Here is a 23588-nt window from a genome sequence, read left to right as displayed (position 1 = left end):
AGGCGCTTGGCAGGTTCCGGCGCGAATGACAGACTGTGCACCGCCGCTGCATGGGCGGAATCAGTTCGGGGATGGAAATGCGCTTTGAGATGGCACTGCTGTTCTGTCTCGCTGCCTGCTCGTCTGCTCCCCAGGCGACGATCACCGATCAGGTCTACGCATCCGGCTCGTCCAGTCACCGACTAAACCTCTATCGACCGCGAGGCCAAGGACCGTTCCCGCTGGTGGTGATGGTGCACGGCGGCGGCTTTATGTTCGGCGATCACCGGGATGTTGGGCCGGGCTTTGCAAAGGACATCGCTGCGTTGAATGATGCGGGCATCGCGGTGGCCAGCGTCGGTTATCGGCTGAGCGGTGAAGCGACCTTTCCGGCGGCGGTGCGCGATGTGAAAGCTGCAATCCGCCACCTTCGGCAGCGCGCGGCAATGCTTGGCGTCGATCCTGCGCGCATTGCCTTATGGGGTAAGTCGGCGGGCGGCAATCTGGTGCTCATGGCGGGGTTGACGCATGGACAAGCGCGTTTTGACGATCCGACGCTTGCCGACAGCGCGGTCGATGACCGAGTTCGCGCGATCGTCGCCTTTTATCCGCCGATCGATTTTGCGGCGATGGACCAGCAGTTGCGCGAGCAAGGGTGCAAGGTCGGGACAGGAACGATGGACGGGCCGCATGGCGCAGCCAACAGCCCCGAATCGCGCTATCTGGGCGCGCCAGTGGCGCAGGCGCGCGATCTTGCCGCACTTGCCAATCCAGCCATTTATGTCCGCCCCGGCGCGCCCGCCGTGCTACTTGCCATGGGATCCGCCGATTGCAACGTGCCGCCCGCGCAAAGCCGGCTGATGCTGGCTGCGCTGCGCGCGAAGGCGCCCCAGACACCGGGGGTGCTGATTGAGGTGCCGGGTGCCGTCCACGCCGATGCGGCGCTGGATTCGGGGCAGACATTGCTGCGCGTGCGCGATTTCCTGATCCTTCATTTGCAGGCTGCGGACGCCAAGGCGCAGTGATGCCGGTCGAGCGAAGTAGGGGGTCGGCAGAATGATGCCAGCAGAACCCGCTAAACCATCCCCAAATTCGCTGGGCCAAACGCATGCGGCAGCAGTTCGGAGAGCGTAAACGTCGCTACCCGATCGCCGCTGCCACCAGCGCAGTGGATCACGAGATCGCGGCCGCCGATTTGCGCGGCTTCGTTGAGTATCTGGCGGCAGCGTCCGCACGGCGTCACCGGATCGGTGCCCTGCAAGCCATCCGGCCCCATCATCCCGCCAACCACCCCGACCGCGACGATGTCCGCCAGCCGCCCCGCCGCGCTCGCCGTCGCGACCGCCACGGTCTCGGCGCAGAGCGACAGGCCGTAGCTGGCATTCTCGAAGTTCGCGCCGGTGACGATGCTGCCGTCGCTCAGCAGCAACGCCGCGCCGACGTGGAAGCGCGAATAGGGGGCATGGGCATGGGCGGCGGCGGCGCGGGCGGCAGCGATCAAGGTGGCGGCTTCGCTCATTTCATCCCTTGATGTGGAGCACGCAGATCAGCGTGAACAGCCGCCGCGCGGTATCGAAATCAATGTCGATCTTGCCCTCCAGCCGCTCTTTCAGCAGCTCGGCGGCTTCGTTGTGGATCCCGCGTCGCGCCATGTCGATCGTTTCGATTTGCTGCGGCGTGGCGGCGCGGATCGCCTGATAATAGCTATCGCAGATCGCGAAATAATCCTTGATCGGTCGCCGGAACCGCCCGAGCCCGAGAATATAGGTTTCGAGCGGCGTACCGTCCTCGCGCGCGATCGCGATCCCCAGCCGACCTTCCTCGACGCTCAGCTCGATGCGATAGGGGCCGGCATAGCCGTCGGGATGTTCGCGCAACGGCTTGAAATAATTGCCCTCGATCAGGTCGAAGATCGCAATGCGCCGCTCCTGCTCGATATCGGCACTGCGCCACAAAATGGTGTGCTCGTCGAGCTTGACGTCGATGATCCGTGGATCGGCCATAGCTTAGCCTATCGGGCGAAGCTGCGGCCAAATCAACGGGCAAGCGCAAGCGCGACTTATCCACCGCAGATTGGTGGCGCCGGGTTGATCGCGCGGGCAGGCGCGCCGAAAAGGCGGCATGGCTACCCAACCCGTCAATCCCGCGCCGCTCGCCGCGGTGCCCAAGAGCTTGCCGCAAAATGTCGAGGCCGAAGCCGCGCTGCTGGGCGCAATGATGCTCGACGAGCGGATCGCCGACGACATCGGCGATCGGCTGACCGAGGAGCATTTCTTCGAACCCGTCCATGGTCGCATCTTCGCCGCCATCAAGCGGCTGCGTAAGGAAGACATGCGCCCGACGCCCGTCACGCTGCGCCCGCTGTTCACCGAGGACGAGGGGATGCGCGCGCTCGGCGGGCCGGCCTATCTCGCGCAGCTGACCGGCAGCGGCGCGGGGCTGATCGGCGCGCGCGATTTTGCAACGCAGATCTATGATCTGGCGATGCTCCGCACGCTGGTGACTGTGGGCCGCGACCTCGTCGAGCGCGCGACCGACACGTCGGAGGAAGTCAATCCGCGCAAGCAGGTCGAACTCGCCGAGGAAGCGCTGTTCAAGGTCGCTGCCGAGGGCAATAGCGAGAATGCGATCAAGAGCTTCGGTCAGGCAGCGACGCTCGCGGTCAAGATGGCCGAGCGTGCGCTGAACGCCGGGGGCAGCCTGTCGGGGATCACCACCGGGCTCGAATCGATCAACGTCAAGACCGGCGGTATGCACAAGTCGGACCTGATGATCCTTGCCGGGCGCCCGGGCATGGGCAAGACGTCGCTTGCCACCAACATCGCCTTCAACGCGGCGCAGCGCTACATGCGCGACATCGCCGACGGCATCGCGCCCGATCGCTCGGTCGGCACCAAGGTCGCGTTTTTCAGCCTCGAAATGTCGGCCGATCAGCTCGCGACCCGCATTCTCGCCGAACAGTCGATGATCAGCTCCGAAAAACTGCGCATGGGCAAGCTCAACAGTGCCGAGATGCAGCGGCTGGTGCAGGCATCGATCGAGCTGCAGAACCTGCCGCTGTTCATCGACGACACCGCCGGGCTGTCGATCAGCGGGCTGCACACGCGGATGCGGCGGCTGCAGCGCAAGCACAAGAACGAGATCGGGCTGGTGGTGGTCGACTATCTCCAGCTGCTGAGCGGCAGCGGCGCGCGCGCGAGCGACAACCGCGTGCAGGAAATCTCCGAAATCAGCCGCGGGCTGAAGACGATGGCCAAGGATCTGAACGTGTCGGTGCTGGCGCTGTCGCAGCTCAGCCGCGCGGTCGAGAGCCGCGAAGACAAGAAGCCGATGCTGTCGGATCTGCGCGAATCGGGATCGATCGAACAGGACGCCGACATCGTGATGTTCGTCTATCGCGAGGATTATTATCTGGCGATGCAGGAGCCGAGCAAGCCGATGGCCGACAGCGCGCCCTCGGTCGGCCAGAAGCACGACGAATGGAGCCAGCGGATCAAGGCGGTCGAGGGGCTGTCCGAACTGATCATCGCCAAGCAGCGCCACGGCGCGACCGGCAGCGTGAAGATGGTGTTCGAGCCGGAGATTACGCGGTTCAGCGACTACGCCGGGCCTCAATAGGCGGCGCATCGGACGGGCAGATCAGTCCACACGGCCTGAAATCCGCTGCGGAAAGATCGGCGGGGCAGTTTGCCAAGTACAGCAAGCTGACCCCGCCGACCAATGTCAGTCGATGCGGCTATTTGATCGCGCCCAACCGCCGCAATGCGTTGTTGATCATCGGATCGACTGCCGTGATCTTGCTGTCATATGACTGATAGAGCTCGAGTGCGAGCCTGATATTGCCGTTAACTTCGGCACAGGCCGCCAGGTTGAACAGCAGGCTGAGCTGCGTCGTGTTCACCCCATTGCCGCGTGCTTCAAACGCGCCGCATGCCTTGTCGGCGCGGCCCGACTTGAGTTGTGCCAGCGCGTTCATGAGTACGGCCTGCGTTTCCTTGTCGAACTCGGGGAACTTGTTCTTGAAAGCGACCGACGCCTTGCGGACCATCGGCTGGAAGTCGGCAACGACAGCCTTGGCAATTTCGAGCCGCAATGCCGTCAGGATGCTGTCGGGCGTGGTGGCCACCTGCTTGGCTTTGCCGAAGAGGACGATCTTGCTGCTCTGCACTTCGCCGCCGCAGACATCGGTAATGGAGTCCTTCTTCAGCTGCTTGGTGTACAAAATTCTGCCGGTATCAACGTCATAGATCGCGGCGTTGACCGTGTAACTGCCCTGAAACTTGGTGCAGGCGATCGACACGTCGCGGCAATCCGTCATCAGCCCCTTGCACACGGTTTTCGAGCCGGTGTAATTCGACGACGCGACGGTCGCGGAAACGACATCCCCCCACAGCACGCCCTTGACGCCCAAGCGAGCGCCTGCGGCCCGCACGAAAGTCACATCTGCCGCGGCCTTGCCGCGGCCCGGTGCGGCGCCCGAATCTTCGGTGCGGACGGCAAAGAGGGATCGGTCACCGACCCGCAGCGCCTGCAGTTCACTGGCGAAAGCCGCAGCGAGATTGTTCCCGTCCTGACCGCGAAAGGGGAGGACCCCGATCGACGGCAGGCTCTGGACCGCGTCGTAGGCCCCGGAAACCCGCTGATCGAAGGTATATTGCATCTGCGCCGCAGCCGGCGCGACGCCAATCATCAGCGATGCGGCCAAGAGGGTGAGCCTGCGAAACCAGGCGAGGCGGATCGTCCTTGCGATGTCGTTCAGCAAACTGAAGCGCATTTCATGCCCCTTTATTCGTCAATTCGTTTCTGGATTTCGAGCGTGCGAGAAATCGGGTTGCCGTTTCTTTCGATCAGAACCGACGCCCGGTTATCCTGGGTCAGCGCGTCGACAATGCTCGACGGGCCTTGTGGCGGCACCCCGTTGAGTTTCAGAATGGCGTCGTTGGGATATACTTTCCCGAAGAACGGCGATGTCGCGCTGACCCGGGAAACCAGCACGCCGGGCTTGCCATCGGGCCGCGGTACCAGGACGAGACCAAAGCCATCGGCTGCATCCCCCGACACGTTTGCGACACCAGCGCCGCCAGGGATGGCGCCGGGCACTTCGGTCACGCTTGGCGTCGGCCGAACGGCGATTGCCGCGCCGGAGCCGGGGCGGAAGGCCCAACTCTCTTCATCGAAAATCCCCGCCGCATCGGGGCGCTGATCAATGCCCGTCATCCGCTTCATCGCGCGCAGAACCGCGCTGGGAAGAAAGCCGATTGGCAACCCCTCGGTCGGGATCACGCTGGCCAATGCCAGCGCGAAGGGACTGTTCGATGCGCCGGCACCATCGCTGGCCTTGGCGCCCGGCTGGGTCGCCAGCAGCACGACCACGCTGGGTGGCAGGTTCGTCTCGCGGACCAGACCCCGCGTCTTGTCGAGCGATCGACCACCACTCGACCAGCCCGGCGTGTCGGCGAACGGATTGTCGCGACAGGCGTCGAGAATGACGAGCCGCACCTTCGTGGCGCCGCTGACCGCGTTGATCAGATAGCTCGACGCGACCGCCGAAGCTTCGATCTCGTCAGGGGTTTCGGCCTGGACGTCGGACGGCAACAGCCAGTTCTTTGCGCCCACCTGAACGCCGTGACCGGCATAATAGATGATCGCAGCCTCGGCACCGACGGCGGCACGCTTGAATGCAGTGATTGCCGTCAACAGCTCGGTCCGGTTGACCTGCGAAGACTGGGTCAGCTCGGTCACCTCGAAATTGACCGAGCGGAGCGCCTGCGCCACCTTGGCGGCATCGCGTGCAGGATTGGCCAGCGATGGCACCGACCTGTATTGCGTAATTCCGATTACCAGAGCGAGACGTTTGCCCGCGATTGCAGCTTCGGGCACGAGCAGCAATAATGCAGCGAGGCCGGTGGCGCGTAACCATCGCAGGAAAGACGGCCATGCTGACGCATTGGCCGAAGCATTAGCGAGTCGGTCCATTCCACGTCCCCCCGTTTACGCTCGGACTGCCCAGACCCGGCGCGTGGCGATTTGTCATTTCGGCGTGATTCGCCCCGCGATATTAGCTTCACTTAATCGCTGTTTACCAGTCCCACGCACTTTATTGTTGCGGGACCGTGCGGCTGAATCCCGTTGGCGATCGGGTTCGTCCATCGGGGACGAACCCGATCGTGCCGGTTATTGGGCGGTCACGTCGACGTCGGTTGCCGTAACCGAAGGCTTGGCTTCGGGCTTCTGCTCGCGCAGCTTGATGCCCTTGGCGGCAGTCGTTTCGGTCGATTTGCCGAAGCCAGCCGCGCTCATCGATTCCGCGCTCAGATCGCCATTGGCCGTCCAGACGGCAACCAGGCTCTGCCGGCCGGCCGGTTCGGTGATCTCGGCCGTCACGGTCTTCACACCGGCCTGGTCGAACTTTTCCTTGAGCACATCGTCGATGTTGCCGTCCGGATAGACGACGAACAGATGCACCCAGCCTGGCTTGCTCACCCCGTAAGCGATCCGGACGTCGTCGCCGACCGCGTAGCGGCGCTTGTCGGTGCTAACCAGCGCGATCCCGTCGGCATTGCCGGCTTCATCGTCATTGGCGATCTTGACCTTCACCTTGACCGGATCCGACACCGAAACCCCCGTCGGCGGCTTGTTGCGCGGCACTTCGCCGGCAATGCGGATGCCCTTGCTCTGCAATTGCTTGTCAAAGGTCTTCGCGGTCAGCCCGGCGAGACCGAGATCGGCGGACGATGCGATCAACGTCAGTTCTTCGGTGCCAGCCGCATCGCCGATCAGCTTCGGGTCGATCGTCTGGTTCCCGGCCTTGACGCGGATCAGCGCGCCGTTTGCGGCGGGCGACAGCAGAACCGATTCGCCATCCTTGTTGCGGGTCGAGATATAGAGATAGGCGTCGGCGTTGACCTTGACCTTGAGCTTGATCGGCTCGTTGACCGCATAGCGGCCCTTTGTCGCCCGAACCGTCAGTTCGAGCTTTTCGGCGACCGGTGTCGCATCGCCGGCAACGCGGATCGCCTTTTGCTGCGGTGCCGTCTGAGCGTAAACGCCGCCAGCGGTGGCGAAGCTCGCGCCGATCAACAGGCTGGCAATCAATGATTTGCTTGTCACGGTTGTTCTCCTCGTGCGTGCCGGTGTTGCTCCGGACAATGGGGTAAACGCTCACTCAATTTGGATCGGTTAGTATCAAGCTCGTTTTTCATTTTCGAGAGTGATTGCGGTAGCTTGCTCTCAGCGCAGATGGTGCGGGAAAGGTCATGGGGCAGGGGCATCGTCATCGCTCGCGCGCGCGGGTATCGACCCATAGCCTTGCCTCCCCCAACAGCGTCCGCCGCCCGGCCACAGGCTGCGCATAAGCCGCAAGGCGCGCTCGCAGCGCGGCGACCGTCAGATTGGGCTGCTCGGCAATCAAGCAGGCGGCCAGCGCAGCGATGCGCGGCGCAGCATAGGATGTGCCGACCGTGCCGTTGCCGGCGCTGGCCAGCGCTGCGATATCGGGCTTGGGTCGGCGATCGGCCGTTGGCCCCTGGCCAGTGTAGGGGGAGGTGGTGAAGCGCGGCGATGCGACGGCACCGACGGCCAGCGCGCCGACCGCTGTAGCCGGGCTGCCGACCGTCTCGCTCGGCACCGACGGGTTGATGGCGGTAACCGACCCCGTGGTCACTACTCGGACGCGGACCGGCGCGCCGCTGCCCCGAACCGGTAGTTCGAGCCGATACACGCCTGCCGGAAGATTTCGGGCCGAGAGCGTTTCAACCGGCTCGCCGATCGCCGCGCGGCGGGTCCGCGCGGCAATGACTTCACGCCCCGAGCTGTCCTTCAGCACCGCGTCGACATCCCAGCCGCCGCGCGGGGCGCCGCTCCACCCCCACTCGTCCCAGGTCACGGCGACGTTGATCGTGCCACCGGGCGACGTAATCGCGATCGATGCCAGGCCGGGCGCCACCTCGAGCAGGCCGTCGCGGGTCTGCTGGTCGGTCCATCCCGACCAGCTTCGCTGCGCTTCGTTGCCGGCTGCGGCCACCCACAGGATATTGCGCCGCGCCAGCCGATCGACCACGCGGTCGAGCGGGGCTTGGCCGTCGCGTCGGCCAAGATAGGAAACGCCCGAGAAGGTGATGATCTGGGCGCCTTGCGCCGCCAGCCATTCTGCGGCGCGCGCGACATCGGTGCTTGTCGCCTGCGTGGGGGACAGGCTGGCGGCCAGAATTTGCGCATCGGGGGCAAGCCGATGGATGATCTGGGCAACCTGCGCGAAATGATCGCTTCGGCCGCCAATGCCGAAACTGCGTGTTGCAACGATCGCGGGCAGCGCTGGCGGGCGGCCGAAGTCGATGATGCCGATCGTCGTTCCGCGGCCGGTAGAGGTCGGCCATCGGGGCAGCGCTTTGGCAAATCCGTCGCTTGGCTCGCCCGATGCCGCAGTGGCGAGCGCCTCGTCCGCTTCGGGCTGCGGCGCTTCGATGGCGTCCGACGGGGCAATATATTCGGCAGCCCCCGATGCCGCCAAGGCTTCGATATCCGACACCGGATAGGCGCCAAGAAAGAGTTGTGGCCCGACCTCGATCGCGTCGGCCGGGGGCGCCGCGCCCTCCTTCAGCCAGAGCTGGACGGAGATCGGCTCAGGTGATTTGCGTTCGACGTCGAGCCGCAGGCGCGGGCTGATCACTTGGGCCGAACTGGCCGTGCCGGCCAGAAGCGCGAGGACAACCACGCCGACCCGTTTCATTGCCGCGCCACCAGGCTGAATTCGACGCGCCGGTTGAGCCGATAGGCTTCATCATCGTCAGCGGGATAGAGCGGTTCGCGCTTGCCCGCGCCTTCGGCAACCAAATGCCCCGCGAGTGACGGCTGCAGCACGGTGAGCAGCGCGACCACAACATTTGCGCGCCGCAGCGACAGGGCAAGATTGTGCTCGTCGGTGCCGCGCGCGTCGGTGTGACCGCGAACGATCACCTTGTTGGGGCGGTCGGCAGCCAGATTGGCGGCAACCCGCGACAGTTGGGCGCGCGCCGCATCGTCGATAATAACGCTGTCAGTATCGAACAGGATGCGGATCGCCAGCCGGGGCGCAACGCCAAAGGCGCGGCAGCTTCGATATTGCGGCTCGATTCTGATATTGAACGGTACTTCGGTCGTCGCCGCATCGACATAGCGCAGCACCTTGTCGACCCAGGCTGGGCGCGCCCCGCTCTGTTCGACCCGAGTGCGCAGCACGAGCATGCGGAAATAGGCATCCTCAAGCTTGCGGCGCTGCACTGCGACTTCGGCGAGGCGAGCGATCACCTGAATTTCGAGAACCGGTCGGCCCGGCCCGGTAAGCCCGCCGATTTTCGCATAGCTGCTCAGCAACAGGCTCTCCGCCCGGTCCATCTGGTCGGCGCGCATCGCTGAAAGCGCTGCTTGGTACAGCGACACCGCGTCGCCGGCATCGGGCGCCGACATCCCGCGAAATGCGTCGTCGCATGACGCGCGTGCGGCACTTGGCACGCCGACGCAGAGCATCAACGCAATTGCGACAAGCCGGGACATCATTTTTTGACACCCGCGGAGGCCGGGATGGTCCGGATGTCGAGGCTCGTCGCGGCATAAGGCGTTCTCAGCATGGCGAGCCACTGCGCGAACTGGATGCCTTGCGCGCTGCCGAACTGGCTGTTGAGGTCATACCATTGATCAACCCCGGGCGGCGGTTCGGCGAACGCCAGGACGATCGCGTGATCGAGCCCCGCCGGATCGGCGGCTGCAATCGGAGCATCGGGAATCGTCCGCAGCGTCCTCGCTGGCAGCTCGACATTCTCGTTCCGGCTCGTCGGCCATAATGTGACCAGCCGACCCTTCGGATCGACATTGACTACCAGATAATGGACGTTCTTGTCGGCCTTGACGGCAAGCCGAAGCTTGTCCTGACCGATTACGAAGCTGCCGCCCTTGTTGACTGGTTGGGTATCGGCGAACAAGTCGATCCGTGCCTGTGCGCGCGCCACGATACGGCTTGCCCAGGCGCCGGCCCGAAGCCGTTCGAATACGGCGTCGAGCGGTGCATCGGCGACGATTATGTCGCCCGCGCGGTTGCGCAAGTTGAACAGATTGGGCCCCGCGCCCCGAGCGAGAGAAAATTCAGCGCCAGTCTCGCCGACGGTGAAATCGCTGGTTTGCCGAAGCGCGGCGATCAGGTCGGTCGCGCCATTGGGTGTGGCGACGACAATGCGCGCCTGCGTTTGCGCATGCGCGACCGGCCTCGCGACCAGTCCCGGCACCTCGCCAAAGGTCACGCCATCGGGATCCTGATCGATCGACGGCAGAATTTGCGGCGATTGCAGATGCTTGCGCTCCGCAAGACTCTCACGGATCGCGCGCTGCAATTCCACGAAGCTGACCTTGCCGTCACCGTTATAATCGGTCGCAATCTTGCCGTCGAACGCGCCGATCAGTGCGTCGGTCAATGCCCCCTGCGGTTTGCCGGTCAGCGTCGGCGTGAGTTTCGGATTGGATAGGTCCGCAGCTTTTTCGGTATCCGCGCTGGCCGAAATCATCACGACGCGGCGATAAGGATAGGGTGCAGCCTCGACATTGGCCTCGGCAAGCGTGCGTGGGCTGGGCTCACCGTCGCCGATCGGCAGATAGCGCGAGGTCACGCCATTCACGCTGCGGACGATGTTGCCCGAATAGCAACTGTCGGCGATGAGGATGACATTGCGGCCACCATCATCGAGCGGCTTGAGCGCAAGCGGCAGCAAATGGAGACGGCCGGTGATCATCTGCTCGACCGCCGGGCGGCGGTTGGCCAGATCGAAGTCATAGGGGATGAAAGCGCTGGTCCCCAGTGGCAGGCGCAGGACGTCATTGCCCTCCGCCCGGGCGCTGGTCCCGTGGCCCGAGAAATAGATCACCACCGTATCACCCGGCGCGCTGCGTTGCTTCAACTGCCTGAGTTCGGCGACGATATTGCTGTAGGTCGCTGCCTCGTCGATCAGCTTGTGGATGTCCTGCGGCGCGGCTTGCATCTTTGTGCGCAACAGCGTCTCGACGCCGGGCACATCATAGGCCACGCCCGTCAATGGCGGAATGTTCCGGTCCTGATAGGTCGATACGCCGATCAGCAACGCGACGGTCTTTGCGTTCACTGGCTCGGCGGGGAGGGCGGCACAAACTGACAGGGCAATTGCCGAAAAGAGTCGCAGCTTCATAGCGGCTTCCACAGAAATGCGTTCAGCGGTTGGGTGGTGAGCGCCGTGGCCCACTGATCGTCGGACATCCGGTCGGCCATCGGGTGCTTGAACTGGCAAACCGGCAAAATAGCGCCCACGGCGTTCCCGGCGGCCACCGCAACCGGGCGGCCGAGGCCGATCTCGACAACCTTCCCCTCCGCCGGGACCGAATGAATGTCGGTAACGATCGGGTGGTCATGGTCGGGATCGACCAGATCCCGAAGGCGCAGATCGAGATCGTTGAGCACATTATCGGATTTCATATCGCCAATCTGCCCGCGCGCCTGCGCATAAGCGATGTCTTCGAGATGGTCGAGTACGGCCAGCCAATCGCGCCAGGCCGGATCGTCAAAACGCCGCGACTGCGCATTCACATAGCTTGCCAGGGTGCGGATGAAATCGGGGGTTGATGCCAGCACGGCTCCGGCGCGCGGCTGCGGCAACCGGAACGATTTGTCAGCCGGCGCGTAGCTTTGCTTGGCAACAAGCGCCATTCCGTGCCGATAGTGGACATAGGCGGCCGCCAGCGCCTGTTGGCGAAAGGCGCCCGGCTGAGCTTCGCTATTTCCCGCACGCAGCAATCGCACCACCGGCGCCGATGCATCGGTCGGGTGAAGTAGTGCTGCCCGCTGGGCAATCAGCGCGTTCTGCAGGCCGTCAAAGGGCAGAACATCGCCCGACGTGGCGCTTGTCAGGGCAAAGATGTCATCGAGCGTGACATAGGCCTTGGCAGTCCTTGGCCCGATCTGGCCGGCATCAAAGGGTAGTTCAGCCGACGTGCCCTGCCACACCCCGGTCGACGGGTAGGTCAACCGCTGGAGCGCGGCGACGTCGGCCAGGCGACGACCGGGCAGCAGCCGCCAGCTGATCGCGATTGCTGACGGATCCCTGCCGCGCAATTTTCGCGAATCGTACAGGACATCGACCACGGACGGTACGCGTTCGAGCACGGCTGCATTGGCGATCCAGTGGTCGCGCACGGCGGGGTCAGCGATCGCGGCGGGCAGGTCGAGCGGGCCAAAATCCTCGGCCGCGCCGAAACTTTGTTCGATCAAGCCGAACAGGCGCTCGGTGAGGGGGCGCACTGCCGGTGAGGTGGCGAGGCGGGACATTGCAACCGCTGCATCGCCGAGCAGGCGCGCGCGCTGGGCGGAAACGCCCGTGGCCTTTGCCGGGACCAATAGAAAGGCCAGCGCAGCGGCATAGCGATAGCTTTGGAAATAGCGCTCAAGCGCCACGTCGCCCGCATAGTGGCCGCGCACCTTGAACTGCGTGAAATCGAGCGGCAGCGCGGTGACGGCGCTGGCGCCGATCGCATCGGCAGCCTTGATGGCGGCGACTTCCGCAATGGCCTTTGGTCGGTCGGCTGGCGGTGGCACGCCCTTGGACAGCGCCAGCAGCACCGCGATGAAATCGCGGACCAGATCCGATGAAGCCGCATTCGCCGCAGCGACGGCCAGCCCTTCAATCCACAAGGTAAGCGCGGGCGCCAGCGCTTTGCCCTCATGGCCAATCTGCGCCCGGCGCCGGCTCAACTCAATGGCGTGAACCAGAAAGCTCTCGGTAATCAGATTGGCTCGTCCGACCCTACGATTGAGCGCATAAGCGCCAAAGATCGACGCAGGCAGCTCAACGTCGGGAGCAAGCTTGACGGGGACCGGCGTGCCAGTGGGGCCGACCGCCGCGCCGACGCGGCTGCCGATGCCGATTAGCGGCGCACAGGCAAGCATGCTGCCGAACTGGCGACGGTTGATCATTACATGGTTCCCCGACGAGGCCTCAACACCCGCTTGCGCGACAAGTGAGCATTTCGGCCTTCGCACCCCAGGCGGCGGCGTTCGGTCGTGCAGCAACCCCAAACGCACGTTCGCTGCTGGCCGTCGCGATCAGTTCTTTCACGGCGGCGAGCGACGGTGTGCGCAGCCCCGAACCGCCGTTCGCATCGACCGCAGTCTTGAACAAATTGGTCTCGCGCTTGGTCACGATCGCGACCACCATGGTCTTGCCATAGGGGGCAACCACCGGAAAATAGAGCTCTTGCCCACCCGCTGCGGTGACACCGCCCGGCAGGGCGAATTTCCCGGCCTCGACGCGGTTGTCAGGCTGCAAATGGTTGGGGAACAACAGGGTCACCGTATCGTCCGGATTGACGGCAATGACGTTCAGATAGCCCGAACTCGGGAGATTGAGCGTCATCGACAGCTCCTGCCCGTCGACGTAGCGATCGCGCAGCCCGGTGATGTCGATACCCGGCAACCGATCGACGATTGCGGCAACTTCGGTCCAGTTCGGTCCGCCGCCCGCCGACGTGCGCGACAGGGTGATCGGCGCGTCGATCAGCGCTGCCGTGCCGTGCACTTCGGGCGTGAACCGCTCGTTCGGCGACACTTCGGCCGCGATGTACTTGGCGGCGGCATCGACGACCTGCCGCGGGGTGATCGTCCCCCCGGCCGAATATTTTGCGATCGCCTGTTCGACGCCAACCGTGAAAACGCTGCCCGCGCGCGTTGCAATGGCGGACTGGTCATCGCCAGCCGCGGTCAGCGACACATAGGCCTTGGTCGCGCCGCCGCCATTCGGCCGCGCGGCGGGGGCAAACCCCTTGCCGCTGCGACCGGGACGGAAGCCCGGCCAGAAGAACAGCTTCTTCGTGCCTTGCGTCGTGCCGAGCACCGGGCGACCGAACTCGACTGCCTTGTCGACCGTGCCGCTATGGCAAGAGTCGATGATCATGATGACCGACTTGACAGTCGCCTTGGCGAGCAGATCGGCGATTTCGTCGTCGATCACCACGCCGCGGAGTTCCGGGGTGCCGTCGGCGCGGCGCGTCGCCTGGACGTCCGACGCGACAAGCGCCTCGTCCTGGCCATCGTCCTCGTCATCCGATCCATCGGCTACGCCCGTCCCATGGCCCGAAAAATAAATCATCACGCGATCGTTCGGGCTTGCCTCGGTCACCAGCAACCGCTTGAGCGCGTCGAGCATAGCGGCCCGTGTTGCGTCGGTGTCGCGCAGGGTCTTGATCTCGGCATAGCCAAGCCGCTTGGCAACACCTTGCATGATCGCGACATCCAGGTCGATGCCGGGAAGATTCGACTTCGGATCATGAATGAATTTGCCCACACCGATCAGCAGGGCCTTGTCGGCGGCATGCGCGGGCGGCGCAACGCACGCCAGGCTGATCCCCCCAAGCAACCCCGCAAGCCACGCGCGCTTTTTCCGATCGACGAGCATTTCACCAAACCTCCCCTGGAACAGGCGAAAATTTCCACCACATTTGATTGAACGTCGCGTTCGGCCATCCCGGTTAACCGATCAGTTGGGATTGAACACCGGCAGGTCGGAACGACGACGGCGCGGCTGGCGCCTTGTATCGTTGTTGTCGGGCTCGCTGACCGTGCGATTGGGATCAGGCCGGCGTTCATCCGCCACGGTGACCGGGTTGCCAAACAGCACACGAATGGCAAACGCGTCGTCGGGGCTCAGGTCCAGCGGCTTGCTGGGGTCCCAGCGCAGCGTGCTGCAATAGTTCATGATCGAATTGGGGTCATAGCCGGTCAGCAACCGTATATCATTGTCGCTGCGCTGGGTACGCTGCCCCCCCAGCCGGGCGATGCATTCGGCAGGCGTGTCGCCACGGTCCTGTTCATGGACCAGCCCCAGCATATGCCCGAATTCATGTCCGGCGGTGAAGCGCAGGCAACGTTCCTCCCGGCCAGCGCAGGCGTTGAAGCCGGCTTTGCGCGCGAGGTTGAAGTTCAGGTACATCGTCGGGCGTTCGCTGCTCAGCGCATTGTTCCCGACGATGGCGCGCGGCCATTCGTTGTCGCCGACCAGGATGCGAACCGCGCGCTCACCGACCTTGCACTGTTGCCATCCAACGATCTGGATGTTTGCTGCCTTCTCCCAAAGGATGCGGACGGCATCTCGCACAATCGCGCGGTTGGCCTCGTCTTCGGGGAGCGGGTTGAGCCAGCAGACCGGGATGACGTGTGTGGTCCATTCGGCGGATCGCAGCGACGCCGCTTTCGATTGGCGGTCCGACATGTTGATCGGGCCGCCGTCAGCGCTGAGCTGGTCGCTCTGGCCGGCTTCCTGCGCGGTAAGGGGGGCGGCGATGCCGACGAGCAGCGCGGCCAGCAAGGCAATTTTGCGGGTCATTTCATCCCCTCCGCTTCTTTTTCCGGTTGAGCCGATACACGATAGGTCTTGCCGGCGATCACCAGCGTTTGGTCGGCACCGAGCTTGGCGTCGGCGAGTTCAGCCGCGGGCAGTGTCAGCCCTTCGTTGTTGCAGCGGCTGCCCCAGCGGATCAGCTTGCCCTCGATGACTTCGATCCGATCGACCCAGCTCGGCATCGGCGCCGAGCCGGGAATCGGCGCGATGCAGGTGAATCCTGGCTGGAACAGATAGAATTGCTTGCCTTCAACCGACGCGAAGCGGGCGCCAGAACCGACGATGGCCTTGCTGTCCGGCATTCCGCCTTGGTCAGTAGCGCAGCCCGAAATCGTTGCCGTCAGGATCGCTGCAGCGAGAATTGATTTTTTCATTGTTCAGTGCCCCTCTTGCCATGTTGGTTGGAAGCCACAGTATGAAGAACGAAGCTTTCCGGCGAAACGGTTAGTTTGGGTGTAATCAATTTGCTGCTCGGCAGCGTTGCAGCGCGGCGCAACCGATTTTCCTGGTCGAAAATTCCCATCCTGTCCGCTGAGCCGGTCGAATGCGACGGCGCACGAGAGTTGTAGCGGAACGGCTTGCTACTTCGGGAGCTTGGCAAGCTGATCTTTGGCATCTGCGTTGCCGAGGCTGGCGGCCTTTTCGTACCAGCGCCGCGCCGCGGCGAGGTCAATCACGACGCCGTAGCCAAACTGATAATATTGACCGAGGTTTTTCATCGCCAGGGGACTGCCGTTGGCGGCCGCTTTCTCATACCACTGGCGCGCTATGGTATAGTCTTTCGGTACACCTCGGCCCGATCCGTAGAGCACACCGAGATTGTTCATGGCGGGGTGATCGCCCTTGGCCGCCGCCTGTTCGTACCAGCGCCGCGCCGCAACATAATCTTGGGTGACGCCGTTGCCCTTGTCGTAGAGGAGTCCGAGATTGTACATCGACGCAGCATCGCCTTTGGCCGCGGCCTTTTCATACCAGCCTCGCGCCGTGACATAATCGATCGGCACGCCCCGGCCCAAATTATACAGGGCGCCTAGTCCGCGCATCGCCGTGATATTGCCTAGCGCAGCGGCTCGTTCATACAGCCGTTTCGCCGTCGCGTAATCGCGCGTCACGCCCAAGCTGTTCTCATACAATACGGCTAGGTTGTTCATCGCGGTTGAGTTGCCTGTCGCGACAGCGAACTCATACCATCGCTTCGCCTCGACGTAATTTCCCGCTTTGTGATAGGCCAACCCCAGACCAAGCTGCGCCGCCTGCGACCCCGGAGTGGCGGTAACAGCCCGGGTACATGCCGGGATAGCAAGCGCGGGCGAGATGGCGTTAAACGCTGGCTGCTTCGTCAGCCGGTCACATTCTGCCAATTGCGCTCTGGCATAGGCATCGGCCGTCGCAGCCGTCGTCGTAACGACCGGCGCGGTAACAGGCGGTTGATAGGCGACCGGCACAAACTGCACCGGATCGACCAGGCTGCTGAGGAACTGCGGGATCTGCCGGCGACCGGTCGCCCGTGCAACCGCTTGCTGGACCTGTGCGAACAAGGTGACGCTGTTCGCGCCGGGCCTGACCAGCTCTTCAGCCAACACCCGTGAATAAAGGCCATCGTCGGCCGCCGTCTCGCCCGGCGCAGTCGCAAACGCGACAAGCGTATCGGTGCGCCCGCGTGTCGGCAGCAAGCCCTTGCTGCCGCGAGTCATTGACGTCGGCGTGCTGCGGCACGCGTCGATCACGACAAACACCGCACGCACGCCTGCGCCTTCGATGGCGTCGAGCGCTTCATCCAGCGGCTCGGCGGCCAGCGGCAGTTCGGCGGCGGTGGTGATATTGGCATCGATCGGGATCAGATAATTCTGACCGCGGCGCGAATCGGCGATGCCATGCCCCGAATAATAGAAAAAGCCGACGGCATCCGGCCCTGCCTCCGCCAGCTGGCGCACAAAGTTGCGGACGGCAGCGCGCAGCGCGTCGCGGTTGACGTCGGTTACGACGCGGGGGGCGGGGAAACCTGCCCTGACGAGCGCGGAGGCGATCCGTTGCGCATCAACCTTGGTTCCCGGCAAGCGGCCGAGGTTGGGCGCGGTATAGGCTTCATTGGCAATCACCAGCGCGATCCGCTTTTCGGCATGCGCCGATCCTGCCGCGAAGACTGCAAGGCAGGCCCACAAAATCAAGTGTCCGATGCCCCAGCTCAATGCTTTCATCACTGCCCCGAGTCCCCCGCAATGTGTCGCGATTGCTATCAGAAAACGCCAGCAGCGTTCAATTCGGTCGAAGGCCGTTGATATTTTTTTGGAAAATGGCGCCCGATTTTTTCAATGCTATAGCCGGTTGCGACGTGGCTGACGTTGAAGGGGGCAAGTGTGTCGGAAGCTGATCCAGCGGACTATCTGCACGATGAAGGCGTTCGTCTGTTCCTCGCTTGGCAAAATGGCGACGAACGGTCGTTCGCGCGGCTTTATGCGCTGTGGAAAGTGCGACTGTTGTGTTCGTTGACACACATGACGCGGGACAGAGCTTGGGCGGAAGAAGTTTTTCAGGAAACGTGGATGACGGTCATACAGCACAGAAAGTCATACGAACCCCGGGCGCGCTTTGGTACCTGGCTGTTTTCGATCGCGCGCAGCCGGATGATCGATTCCGCTCGCAAGGCGGGGCGCCGCGCGCCTACGATCACGCTGACCGAAACCCATTACGAGATCGCCGACGAGGTCGAGGACACGTTTGATCTGGCGCTCGTCAACCAATATCTCGCCGCGTTCAAGCGCTGTCTGCCGACGCTGCCCGATGAGCAGCGCGAGGCCTTTGTCCTGCGCACGCAGCAGGACATGGAATGGAGCGAAATCGCCGTCGTTACCCAATCATCCGCTGAGGCCGCGCGGAGCCGCTTTCGCTATGCGACGGCCAAGCTGAAAAACTGTATGGGGTTGGCATGACCATGCGCGAGCCCAACGAGGATTGGTGGAAAGCGGTGATGCGCGAGGCCGACGAAGGCATCGCACCGCTCCAACTCACCGACCGGCGCATCCTGAAGGCCGCCGCGAACAGCGCGCCGCCATCGCGGTCGTCGCGCTGGCTGCCGTCGGCGATTGCGGCAAGCATTGCGCTGGTCGCGATCGGCTTTGCCTTCGGTCCGTACCGGGGGGGCGATCAGCCGGGCGGCGAGGTGATCGCCGCCGATGGGGGCGTTCAGCCCAACATCCCGAACACGCCGACCGGTGTGCGCGTCGAATTGGCCTTCGATGCCGACAGCGCTGCCTTGACGCCCAGGATCGAGACGGCGCTCGACGCCGTCGCGGCGCAGGTTGATCTGTGCGCCAAGGGAACGACTGTCCGGCTCGTTTCGGGGGGCGAGGCAGCACTGCGCACGGCGCGCGCGCGCACGATCTTTCACGCCCTTGACCCGGTGGTCGGCGATCGGTGTCGGCCAGTGATCGAGCCGGTGGCGGCGACCCGCGAGCAATCGCCGGTGCTGGAAATTGCTTCCGGCGGGGCTCCCCGCCGCTAGCGCGCCGCTATTGCCGACGCGCGGGCGGGTTCTTGCCCGTTTCGATGATCAGCCGCGCGAGCAGGTAAAGCCGCGGCGTCAGCGAATCGAGCTCAATGAACTCGTCCTCCGAATGGAAGCCGCCGCCGATCGGCCCGAGCCCGTCGAGTGCTGCGACGCCGCCTTCATAAGCCATCGCCGATTCGGACGCGCCGCCATTGCCGCCGCGCGCGATCCGGCGACCGAGTTCGCCATAAATGCGCTCGGCGAGCGTCGCGAGCGCCTGCGTCTGGGGATTGTCGGGCAGCGGCGGATAGCTGATCTCGCGCTTCACGCTCACCACCGTGTCGGGGATCACCGTGGTCGCCGCATTCTTGCGGAACTGCGCGTCGACCGCGTCGCCCTGCGCCTTTTCGCGAATGCGGACATTGAACGTCGCCGAGGCGTCTTCGGGAATGATGTTGTAGCGGCTGCCCGCCTTCATCAGCGTGAGGTTCGCGGTGACGCCGTCGCCGACCTTGGGCAGGCTGTCGGCAAGCTGGATCTGGTGGATCAGCTCGAGCGCGGCATTGCGGCCGAGCTGCGGCGCGACCCCGGCATGGGCGGGGCGACCCTTGACGGTGATATCGAACGAATTGCTGCCCTTGCGCCACACCGTTAGCGTGTCGGGGGCGTCGCCGGGTTCGAGATTGAGTTCGACGTCGGCGCCGCCGACCAGCTTGTTGATCAGCCCGCGCGTGCCCGGCGACCCGCGCTCCTCCGATGTTTCGACCAGAAAAGTGATCGAGGCGAAATCGTCGATCTTCAGTTGCTGCAGCAGCTTGATCGCCATGATGCCTTCGACGACGCCGCCCTTTTCGTCGCCGACGCCGGGGCCATAGGCGCGCTTGCCGTCGCTGCGGAACGGGCGCTTGGCGACGGTGCCGGGGTCGAAAACGGTGTCGCTATGCCCGATCAGCAGCACGCGCCCCTTGCCGCGCCCTTTCAGCGTCGCAACCAGATTATCGGGATAGGCGGGGTTTTCGGACGGGATGAGCGTCACTTCCATGCCAAGCGCTCGGAGTTGTTCGGCGATCAGCTCCTGCGCCTTTTGGCCGCCGCTCTTGTCGCCAGTGCCCGAATCGATGTTGACGAGGCGTTCGATCAGGCTGAGCTGCTCGGCGCGCAGCTCTTCGGCGGTCTGATATACCGCGAGCGCCTGCCCCTTTGGCGCGGCAAGGGCCGGGGTTGCAATAACAGCAGAAGCAAGCAGCAAAGCAGTCAAGCGCATGACAAATCCCGGGCAGCAAGAATGAGCGCGAAGTCTGGCGCGGTCCGAGCGGCTCGTCCAGCTTTTGCGTCGGCAGCGACACTCGGCTAAGCGCGCGGCATGACGCTTTACTCCCGCTTCACCGCGCATCTCGACGCCGCGCTCGACCGGATTCCTCAGGTTGCGGCGCTGCCCCGCACCAGCGTGACGGTCGAGCCGCCGCGCGACGCCAGCCACGGTGACCTTGCGACCAATGCCGCAATGGTGCTCGCCAAGCCGGCGGGGATGAATCCGCGCGCGCTCGCCGAATTGATCGCCGCCGAACTGGGCAAGCTCGATGAAGTCGGCTCGGTCGCGATTGCCGGGCCGGGGTTCATCAACCTGACGCTAGGCGATGACAGCTGGCGGAGTGAATTGCGCACGATCACCAGCGAAGGCGCCGATTATGGCCGAATCACGCGCGCCGATCCGCTGACGGTCAACATCGAATATGTCTCGGCCAATCCGACCGGGCCGATGCACATGGGGCATTGCCGGGGCGCGGTGGTCGGCGATGCGCTCGCCAGCCTGCTCGAATTCGCGGGCAACAAGGTGATGCGCGAATATTACATCAACGATGCTGGCGGCCAGGTCGATGTGCTCGCGCGCTCGGTGCATCTGCGCTACCGCGAGGCGCTGGGCGAGAGCATCGCGATCCCCGAGGGGCTCTATCCCGGCGACTATCTGGTGCCAGTCGGGCAAGCGCTCGCGGCCGAATTCGGCGACCGTTATGTGGCGGCGCCCGAGGATGACTGGCTTGCGCTGTTCCGGTCGCGCGCGGTGGCGGCGATGATGGACCTGATCAAGGCCGATCTCGCGCTGCTCGGTATCCACCACGACCTGTTCTCGTCCGAAGCCGCGCTGCAGGCGGCCGGCAAGCCCGAGGCGGCCGAGGCGACGCTGCGCGCGCGCGACCTGATCTACGACGGCGTGCTTGAAGCGCCCAAGGGCGAGACGCCCGAGGATTGGGAGCCGGTGGTGCTGCCGCTGTTCCGCTCGACGCAATTTGGCGATGATCAGGACCGGCCGATCCGCAAGTCGAACGGGCAATGGACCTATTTCGGCGCCGATCTCGCCTATCATTTCCAGAAGGCCGAGAGCGCCGATCAGCTGATCGACATCTGGGGCGCCGATCATGCCGGGACGGTCAAGCGGATCACCGCGGCGGTGCAGGCCCTGACCGGCGGCAAGACGCGCTTCGACGTCAAGCTCGTTCAGATGGTCCGGCTGCTGCGCGGCGGCGAGCCGGTCAAGATGTCGAAGCGCGCGGGCAATTTCGTGACGCTGGCGGACGTGGTGCGCGAGGTCGGCAAGGATGTCGTGCGCTTCACGATGCTCACGCGCAAATCGGACGCGCAGATGGATTTCGATTTTGCCAAGGTGGTCGAAGCGTCGAAGGACAATCCGGTTTTCTACGTCCAATATGCCCATGCCCGCACGCGCTCGCTCGCGCGCAAGGCGGCGGAGGCAGGGATCACCGCCGACGGCGCCGACCTGACGCTGCTCGATGCCGAGGAGCTTGCGCTGGTGAAGCTTGCCGCGCAGTTCCCGCGGCTGGTGGAGACGGCGGCGGCGGCGCGCGAGCCGCACCGGGTGGCGTTCTACCTCTATGATCTCGCCGCGGCCTTCCATGCGCAGTGGAATGTCGGCAATGATCGGCCCGACCGGCGTTTCCTGATCTTGGACAATCCTGCGCTCACCGCGGCGCGACTTTATCTCGCAAATGCGCTAGGACAGGTGATCCGGAACGGCCTGAGCATCATGGGCGTCGAGGCGGTAGAGGAGTTGAACTGATGGCGAGCACTGGCGACAGCATGCAGGACGAAGATCGTCTGCCCTGGCTCGAAACCGCCGACGAGGATTATCAGGAGCGCCCGTCGATCGCGCGCATGCTGCCCCTGATCCTGGGCGGGTTGATCGTCATCGCGTTGCTGGTGTTCGGCTATATCGCGCTCACCAACGGCAACAAGGTCGAGGGCAATGGCGATCTGATCGCCGCGCAGGAAGGCGATTACAAGGTCAAGCCCGAGGAAGCCGGTGGCCGCAAGGTCGAAGGCGAGGGCGATACGTCGTTCGCAACCAGCGAGGGCAAGGGGCCGAAGAACGCCAAGATCGACCTGAAGCAATTGCCCGAGACGCCCGTCACGCTGCCGGGCGGCAAACCGATTCCGCCCGGCACCTCGAGCAGCGCGCTCGTGCAACTTGGGTCCTTTCCTAGCGCGGCAGCCGCCAATGCGGCTTGGGGCGCCGCCTCGAAGCGCTTCGCTTATGTCGCGCCGCTCGGCCATTCGGTCGAACAGGCAAGCGTCAACGGCCGCACGGTGTTTCGCCTGCGCGTGAATGCGGGCTCGGCCAGCGCCGCGACCGAGCTGTGCGGCAAGCTGAAAGTGGCGGGTGAGGCCTGCTTCGTCCCGCTGAACTGATCGGCGCGACGCACCGATGAAGCCGGTTATTTTCGGGCTGAGCGGACTGGCGCTCACTGCCGATGAGCGCGCCTTTTTCGCCGAAAGCGCACCATGCGGCTTCATCCTGTTCCGCCGCAATGTTGAGACACGATCGCAACTTCGTGCGCTAACCGACTCATTGCGTGCGCTCACCGGGCGCGACGACGTGCCGATCCTGATCGATCAGGAGGGGGGGCGCGTGACACGAATGGGGCCGCCCGAATGGCCGGCTTTGCCGGCCGGACCTGCCTTCGACGCGCTGTACGAAATCGCACCGATGTCGGCGATCGAGGCGGCGCGGGCCAATGCGCATGCGATCGCGCTGATGCTGGCCGAGGTCGGGATCAACGTCGATTGCCTGCCGCTGCTCGACGTGGTCCAGCCTGACACTACCGAAGCGATCAGCAGCCGGGCTTACGGTCGCGAGCCGCGCCGCGTCGCGGCGATGGGGCGCGCGGTGATCGAGGGCTTGCGGCGCGGCGGCGTCGTCGGCGTGGTCAAGCATATGCCGGGGCATGGCCGGGCGGTGGTCGACAGCCATCACCTGCTGCCGACGGTCACCGCCGCCGAAGCCGAGCTCGAGATCGATCTGGCGCCCTTCGCGGCGCTGCGCGACGCCCCGATGGGGATGACATCGCACATCGTGTTCGAGGCTTGGGATCCGCTGCGGCCCGCGACGCTATCGCCGGTGATCGTTGGCGACATCATCCGCGGGCGGATCGGCTTCGACGGGCTGTTGATGACTGACGACATCGACATGAAGGCTCTGAGCGGCACTGCGGGCGAGAAAGCCGTCGGCGCGCTGGCCGCCGGGTGCGATCTGGTGCTCGATTGCTGGGCGCGAATGGACGAAATGGTCGATATCGCGGCGCGGATCGGCGAGATGCCGCCTGCATCGCTGGCGCGGCTCGACCGGGCGATGGCAACGATCACTCCGCCCGAAGGCGACCTCGCCGAACTTATCGCCAAGCGGGACGCCCTGCTCGCGCTCGCCTGACGCCCGCCGCTTTCGT

General features: G+C 64.4%; 21 protein-coding genes. 7 read left to right on the top strand and 14 right to left on the bottom strand.

Annotation, left to right across the window (positions count from 1 at the left end; all coding sequences use genetic code 11):
• Positions 1-77 precede the first annotated feature (77 nt).
• Positions 78-1004: an alpha/beta hydrolase gene (locus AX672_RS10280; protein ID WP_202189305.1), complete on the top strand. Its 927-nt coding sequence runs from the start codon at positions 78-80 to the stop codon at positions 1002-1004.
• Between the two features lie 50 nt (positions 1005-1054).
• Here AX672_RS10280 and AX672_RS10275 read toward each other — a convergent pair whose 3' ends face one another.
• Positions 1055-1498 carry a cytidine deaminase gene (locus AX672_RS10275; RefSeq protein ID WP_066651043.1) on the bottom strand — a complete coding sequence of 148 codons (444 nt, stop codon included), beginning with the start codon at positions 1496-1498 and terminating at the stop codon, positions 1055-1057.
• Position 1499: 1 nt separating this feature from the next.
• Positions 1500-1982: a UPF0262 family protein gene (locus tag AX672_RS10270; RefSeq protein ID WP_066651042.1), complete on the bottom strand. Its 483-nt coding sequence runs from the start codon at positions 1980-1982 to the stop codon at positions 1500-1502.
• A 118-nt stretch (positions 1983-2100) separates the two neighbouring features.
• Between AX672_RS10270 and AX672_RS10265 the strand changes: the two genes are divergently transcribed.
• Positions 2101-3597, top strand: coding sequence for a replicative DNA helicase (locus AX672_RS10265; RefSeq protein WP_066651041.1), 1497 nt, complete (start codon positions 2101-2103; stop codon positions 3595-3597).
• A gap of 118 nt (positions 3598-3715) precedes the next feature.
• Here AX672_RS10265 and AX672_RS10260 read toward each other — a convergent pair whose 3' ends face one another.
• The 11 genes from AX672_RS10260 to AX672_RS10210 form a co-directional block, all read right to left on the bottom strand.
• The gene (locus AX672_RS10260) at positions 3716-4753 is read right to left on the bottom strand and encodes a hypothetical protein (RefSeq protein WP_066651040.1); all 1038 of its coding nucleotides are present in this window, start codon (positions 4751-4753) and stop codon (positions 3716-3718) included.
• Between the two features lie 11 nt (positions 4754-4764).
• Entirely contained in the window at positions 4765-5955 is a 1191-nt protein-coding gene (locus tag AX672_RS10255; protein ID WP_082730490.1) for a caspase family protein, read from the bottom strand.
• 198 nt (positions 5956-6153) lie between these two features.
• Positions 6154-7089: a hypothetical protein gene (locus AX672_RS10250; RefSeq protein ID WP_066651038.1), complete on the bottom strand. Its 936-nt coding sequence runs from the start codon at positions 7087-7089 to the stop codon at positions 6154-6156.
• Between the two features lie 163 nt (positions 7090-7252).
• A complete protein-coding gene (locus AX672_RS10245; RefSeq protein ID WP_066651037.1) occupies positions 7253-8707 on the bottom strand; it encodes a S8 family serine peptidase in 1455 nt (484 codons plus the stop codon).
• Entirely contained in the window at positions 8704-9510 is an 807-nt protein-coding gene (locus AX672_RS10240) for an OmpA family protein (RefSeq protein WP_202189303.1), read from the bottom strand. The genes AX672_RS10245 and AX672_RS10240 overlap by 4 nt, the downstream gene beginning before the upstream one ends.
• Entirely contained in the window at positions 9510-11165 is a 1656-nt protein-coding gene (locus AX672_RS10235) for a caspase family protein (protein WP_082730488.1), read from the bottom strand. The genes AX672_RS10240 and AX672_RS10235 overlap by 1 nt, the downstream gene beginning before the upstream one ends.
• A complete protein-coding gene (locus AX672_RS10230) occupies positions 11162-12943 on the bottom strand; it encodes a DUF3160 domain-containing protein (protein ID WP_066651034.1) in 1782 nt (593 codons plus the stop codon). The genes AX672_RS10235 and AX672_RS10230 overlap by 4 nt, the downstream gene beginning before the upstream one ends.
• Positions 12944-12965: 22 nt before the next feature.
• Complete coding sequence (locus AX672_RS10225) at positions 12966-14420, bottom strand: caspase family protein (RefSeq protein WP_066651033.1); 1455 nt, start codon at positions 14418-14420, stop codon at positions 12966-12968.
• Between the two features lie 81 nt (positions 14421-14501).
• Positions 14502-15347, bottom strand: coding sequence for a hypothetical protein (locus AX672_RS10220; protein ID WP_066651032.1), 846 nt, complete (start codon positions 15345-15347; stop codon positions 14502-14504).
• Positions 15344-15736 carry a hypothetical protein gene (locus tag AX672_RS10215; RefSeq protein WP_168727427.1) on the bottom strand — a complete coding sequence of 131 codons (393 nt, stop codon included), beginning with the start codon at positions 15734-15736 and terminating at the stop codon, positions 15344-15346. Before AX672_RS10215 ends, AX672_RS10220 begins: the two co-directional genes overlap by 4 nt.
• A 207-nt stretch (positions 15737-15943) precedes the next feature.
• Complete coding sequence (locus AX672_RS10210) at positions 15944-17560, bottom strand: caspase family protein (RefSeq protein WP_066651030.1); 1617 nt, start codon at positions 17558-17560, stop codon at positions 15944-15946.
• Positions 17561-17719: 159 nt separating this feature from the next.
• Between AX672_RS10210 and AX672_RS10205 the strand changes: the two genes are divergently transcribed.
• Entirely contained in the window at positions 17720-18292 is a 573-nt protein-coding gene (locus AX672_RS10205) for a sigma-70 family RNA polymerase sigma factor (RefSeq protein WP_168727426.1), read from the top strand.
• The gene (locus tag AX672_RS10200; RefSeq protein ID WP_066651028.1) at positions 18289-18864 is read left to right on the top strand and encodes a hypothetical protein; all 576 of its coding nucleotides are present in this window, start codon (positions 18289-18291) and stop codon (positions 18862-18864) included. Before AX672_RS10205 ends, AX672_RS10200 begins: the two co-directional genes overlap by 4 nt.
• 7 nt (positions 18865-18871) lie before the next feature.
• Here AX672_RS10200 and AX672_RS10195 read toward each other — a convergent pair whose 3' ends face one another.
• Positions 18872-20113 (bottom strand): glutamate carboxypeptidase, encoded by a 1242-nt coding sequence (locus AX672_RS10195; RefSeq protein WP_066651027.1) that lies wholly within the window; start codon positions 20111-20113, stop codon positions 18872-18874.
• A 99-nt stretch (positions 20114-20212) separates the two neighbouring features.
• On the opposite strand from AX672_RS10195, the gene argS reads away from it, so the two are divergent.
• Genes argS through AX672_RS10180 form a run of 3 tightly spaced genes read left to right on the top strand, consistent with a single transcriptional unit; the run spans position 20213 to position 23572 of the window.
• The gene (argS, locus tag AX672_RS10190) at positions 20213-21925 is read left to right on the top strand and encodes an arginine--tRNA ligase (protein WP_066651026.1); all 1713 of its coding nucleotides are present in this window, start codon (positions 20213-20215) and stop codon (positions 21923-21925) included.
• Positions 21925-22554, top strand: coding sequence for an SPOR domain-containing protein (locus AX672_RS10185; protein ID WP_066651025.1), 630 nt, complete (start codon positions 21925-21927; stop codon positions 22552-22554). Before argS ends, AX672_RS10185 begins: the two co-directional genes overlap by 1 nt.
• A gap of 16 nt (positions 22555-22570) precedes the next feature.
• Entirely contained in the window at positions 22571-23572 is a 1002-nt protein-coding gene (locus tag AX672_RS10180) for a glycoside hydrolase family 3 N-terminal domain-containing protein (protein ID WP_066651024.1), read from the top strand.
• The last annotated feature ends 16 nt before the right edge of the window (positions 23573-23588 follow it).

The sequence above is a fragment of the Sphingomonas sp. CCH10-B3 genome (assembly GCF_001556185.1).
In the GTDB taxonomy this organism is placed as follows: domain Bacteria; phylum Pseudomonadota; class Alphaproteobacteria; order Sphingomonadales; family Sphingomonadaceae; genus Sphingomonas; species Sphingomonas aquatica.
Note: the sequence above shows the minus strand (reverse complement) of the source record. Positions and strands in the feature narration are given on the sequence as shown.

Bases quoted from the DNA above. Each gene is read 5' to 3' on its own strand.
- AX672_RS10280 (WP_202189305.1), top strand. From the start codon at position 78: ATGCGCTTTGAGATGGCACTGCTGTTCTGTCTCGCTGCCTGCTCGTCT.
- AX672_RS10275 (WP_066651043.1), bottom strand. From the start codon at position 1,498: ATGAGCGAAGCCGCCACCTTGATCGCTGCCGCCCGCGCCGCCGCCGCC.
- AX672_RS10270 (WP_066651042.1), bottom strand. From the start codon at position 1,982: ATGGCCGATCCACGGATCATCGACGTCAAGCTCGACGAGCACACCATT.
- AX672_RS10265 (WP_066651041.1), top strand. From the start codon at position 2,101: ATGGCTACCCAACCCGTCAATCCCGCGCCGCTCGCCGCGGTGCCCAAG.
- AX672_RS10260 (WP_066651040.1), bottom strand. From the start codon at position 4,753: ATGCGCTTCAGTTTGCTGAACGACATCGCAAGGACGATCCGCCTCGCC.
- AX672_RS10255 (WP_082730490.1), bottom strand. From the start codon at position 5,955: ATGGACCGACTCGCTAATGCTTCGGCCAATGCGTCAGCATGGCCGTCT.
- AX672_RS10245 (WP_066651037.1), bottom strand. From the start codon at position 8,707: ATGAAACGGGTCGGCGTGGTTGTCCTCGCGCTTCTGGCCGGCACGGCC.
- AX672_RS10240 (WP_202189303.1), bottom strand. From the start codon at position 9,510: ATGTCCCGGCTTGTCGCAATTGCGTTGATGCTCTGCGTCGGCGTGCCA.
- AX672_RS10235 (WP_082730488.1), bottom strand. From the start codon at position 11,165: ATGAAGCTGCGACTCTTTTCGGCAATTGCCCTGTCAGTTTGTGCCGCC.
- AX672_RS10230 (WP_066651034.1), bottom strand. From the start codon at position 12,943: ATGATCAACCGTCGCCAGTTCGGCAGCATGCTTGCCTGTGCGCCGCTA.
- AX672_RS10225 (WP_066651033.1), bottom strand. From the start codon at position 14,420: ATGCTCGTCGATCGGAAAAAGCGCGCGTGGCTTGCGGGGTTGCTTGGG.
- AX672_RS10220 (WP_066651032.1), bottom strand. From the start codon at position 15,347: ATGACCCGCAAAATTGCCTTGCTGGCCGCGCTGCTCGTCGGCATCGCC.
- AX672_RS10215 (WP_168727427.1), bottom strand. From the start codon at position 15,736: ATGAAAAAATCAATTCTCGCTGCAGCGATCCTGACGGCAACGATTTCG.
- AX672_RS10210 (WP_066651030.1), bottom strand. From the start codon at position 17,560: ATGAAAGCATTGAGCTGGGGCATCGGACACTTGATTTTGTGGGCCTGC.
- AX672_RS10200 (WP_066651028.1), top strand. From the start codon at position 18,289: ATGACCATGCGCGAGCCCAACGAGGATTGGTGGAAAGCGGTGATGCGC.
- AX672_RS10195 (WP_066651027.1), bottom strand. From the start codon at position 20,113: ATGCGCTTGACTGCTTTGCTGCTTGCTTCTGCTGTTATTGCAACCCCG.
- argS (WP_066651026.1), top strand. From the start codon at position 20,213: ATGACGCTTTACTCCCGCTTCACCGCGCATCTCGACGCCGCGCTCGAC.
- AX672_RS10185 (WP_066651025.1), top strand. From the start codon at position 21,925: ATGGCGAGCACTGGCGACAGCATGCAGGACGAAGATCGTCTGCCCTGG.
- AX672_RS10180 (WP_066651024.1), top strand. From the start codon at position 22,571: ATGAAGCCGGTTATTTTCGGGCTGAGCGGACTGGCGCTCACTGCCGAT.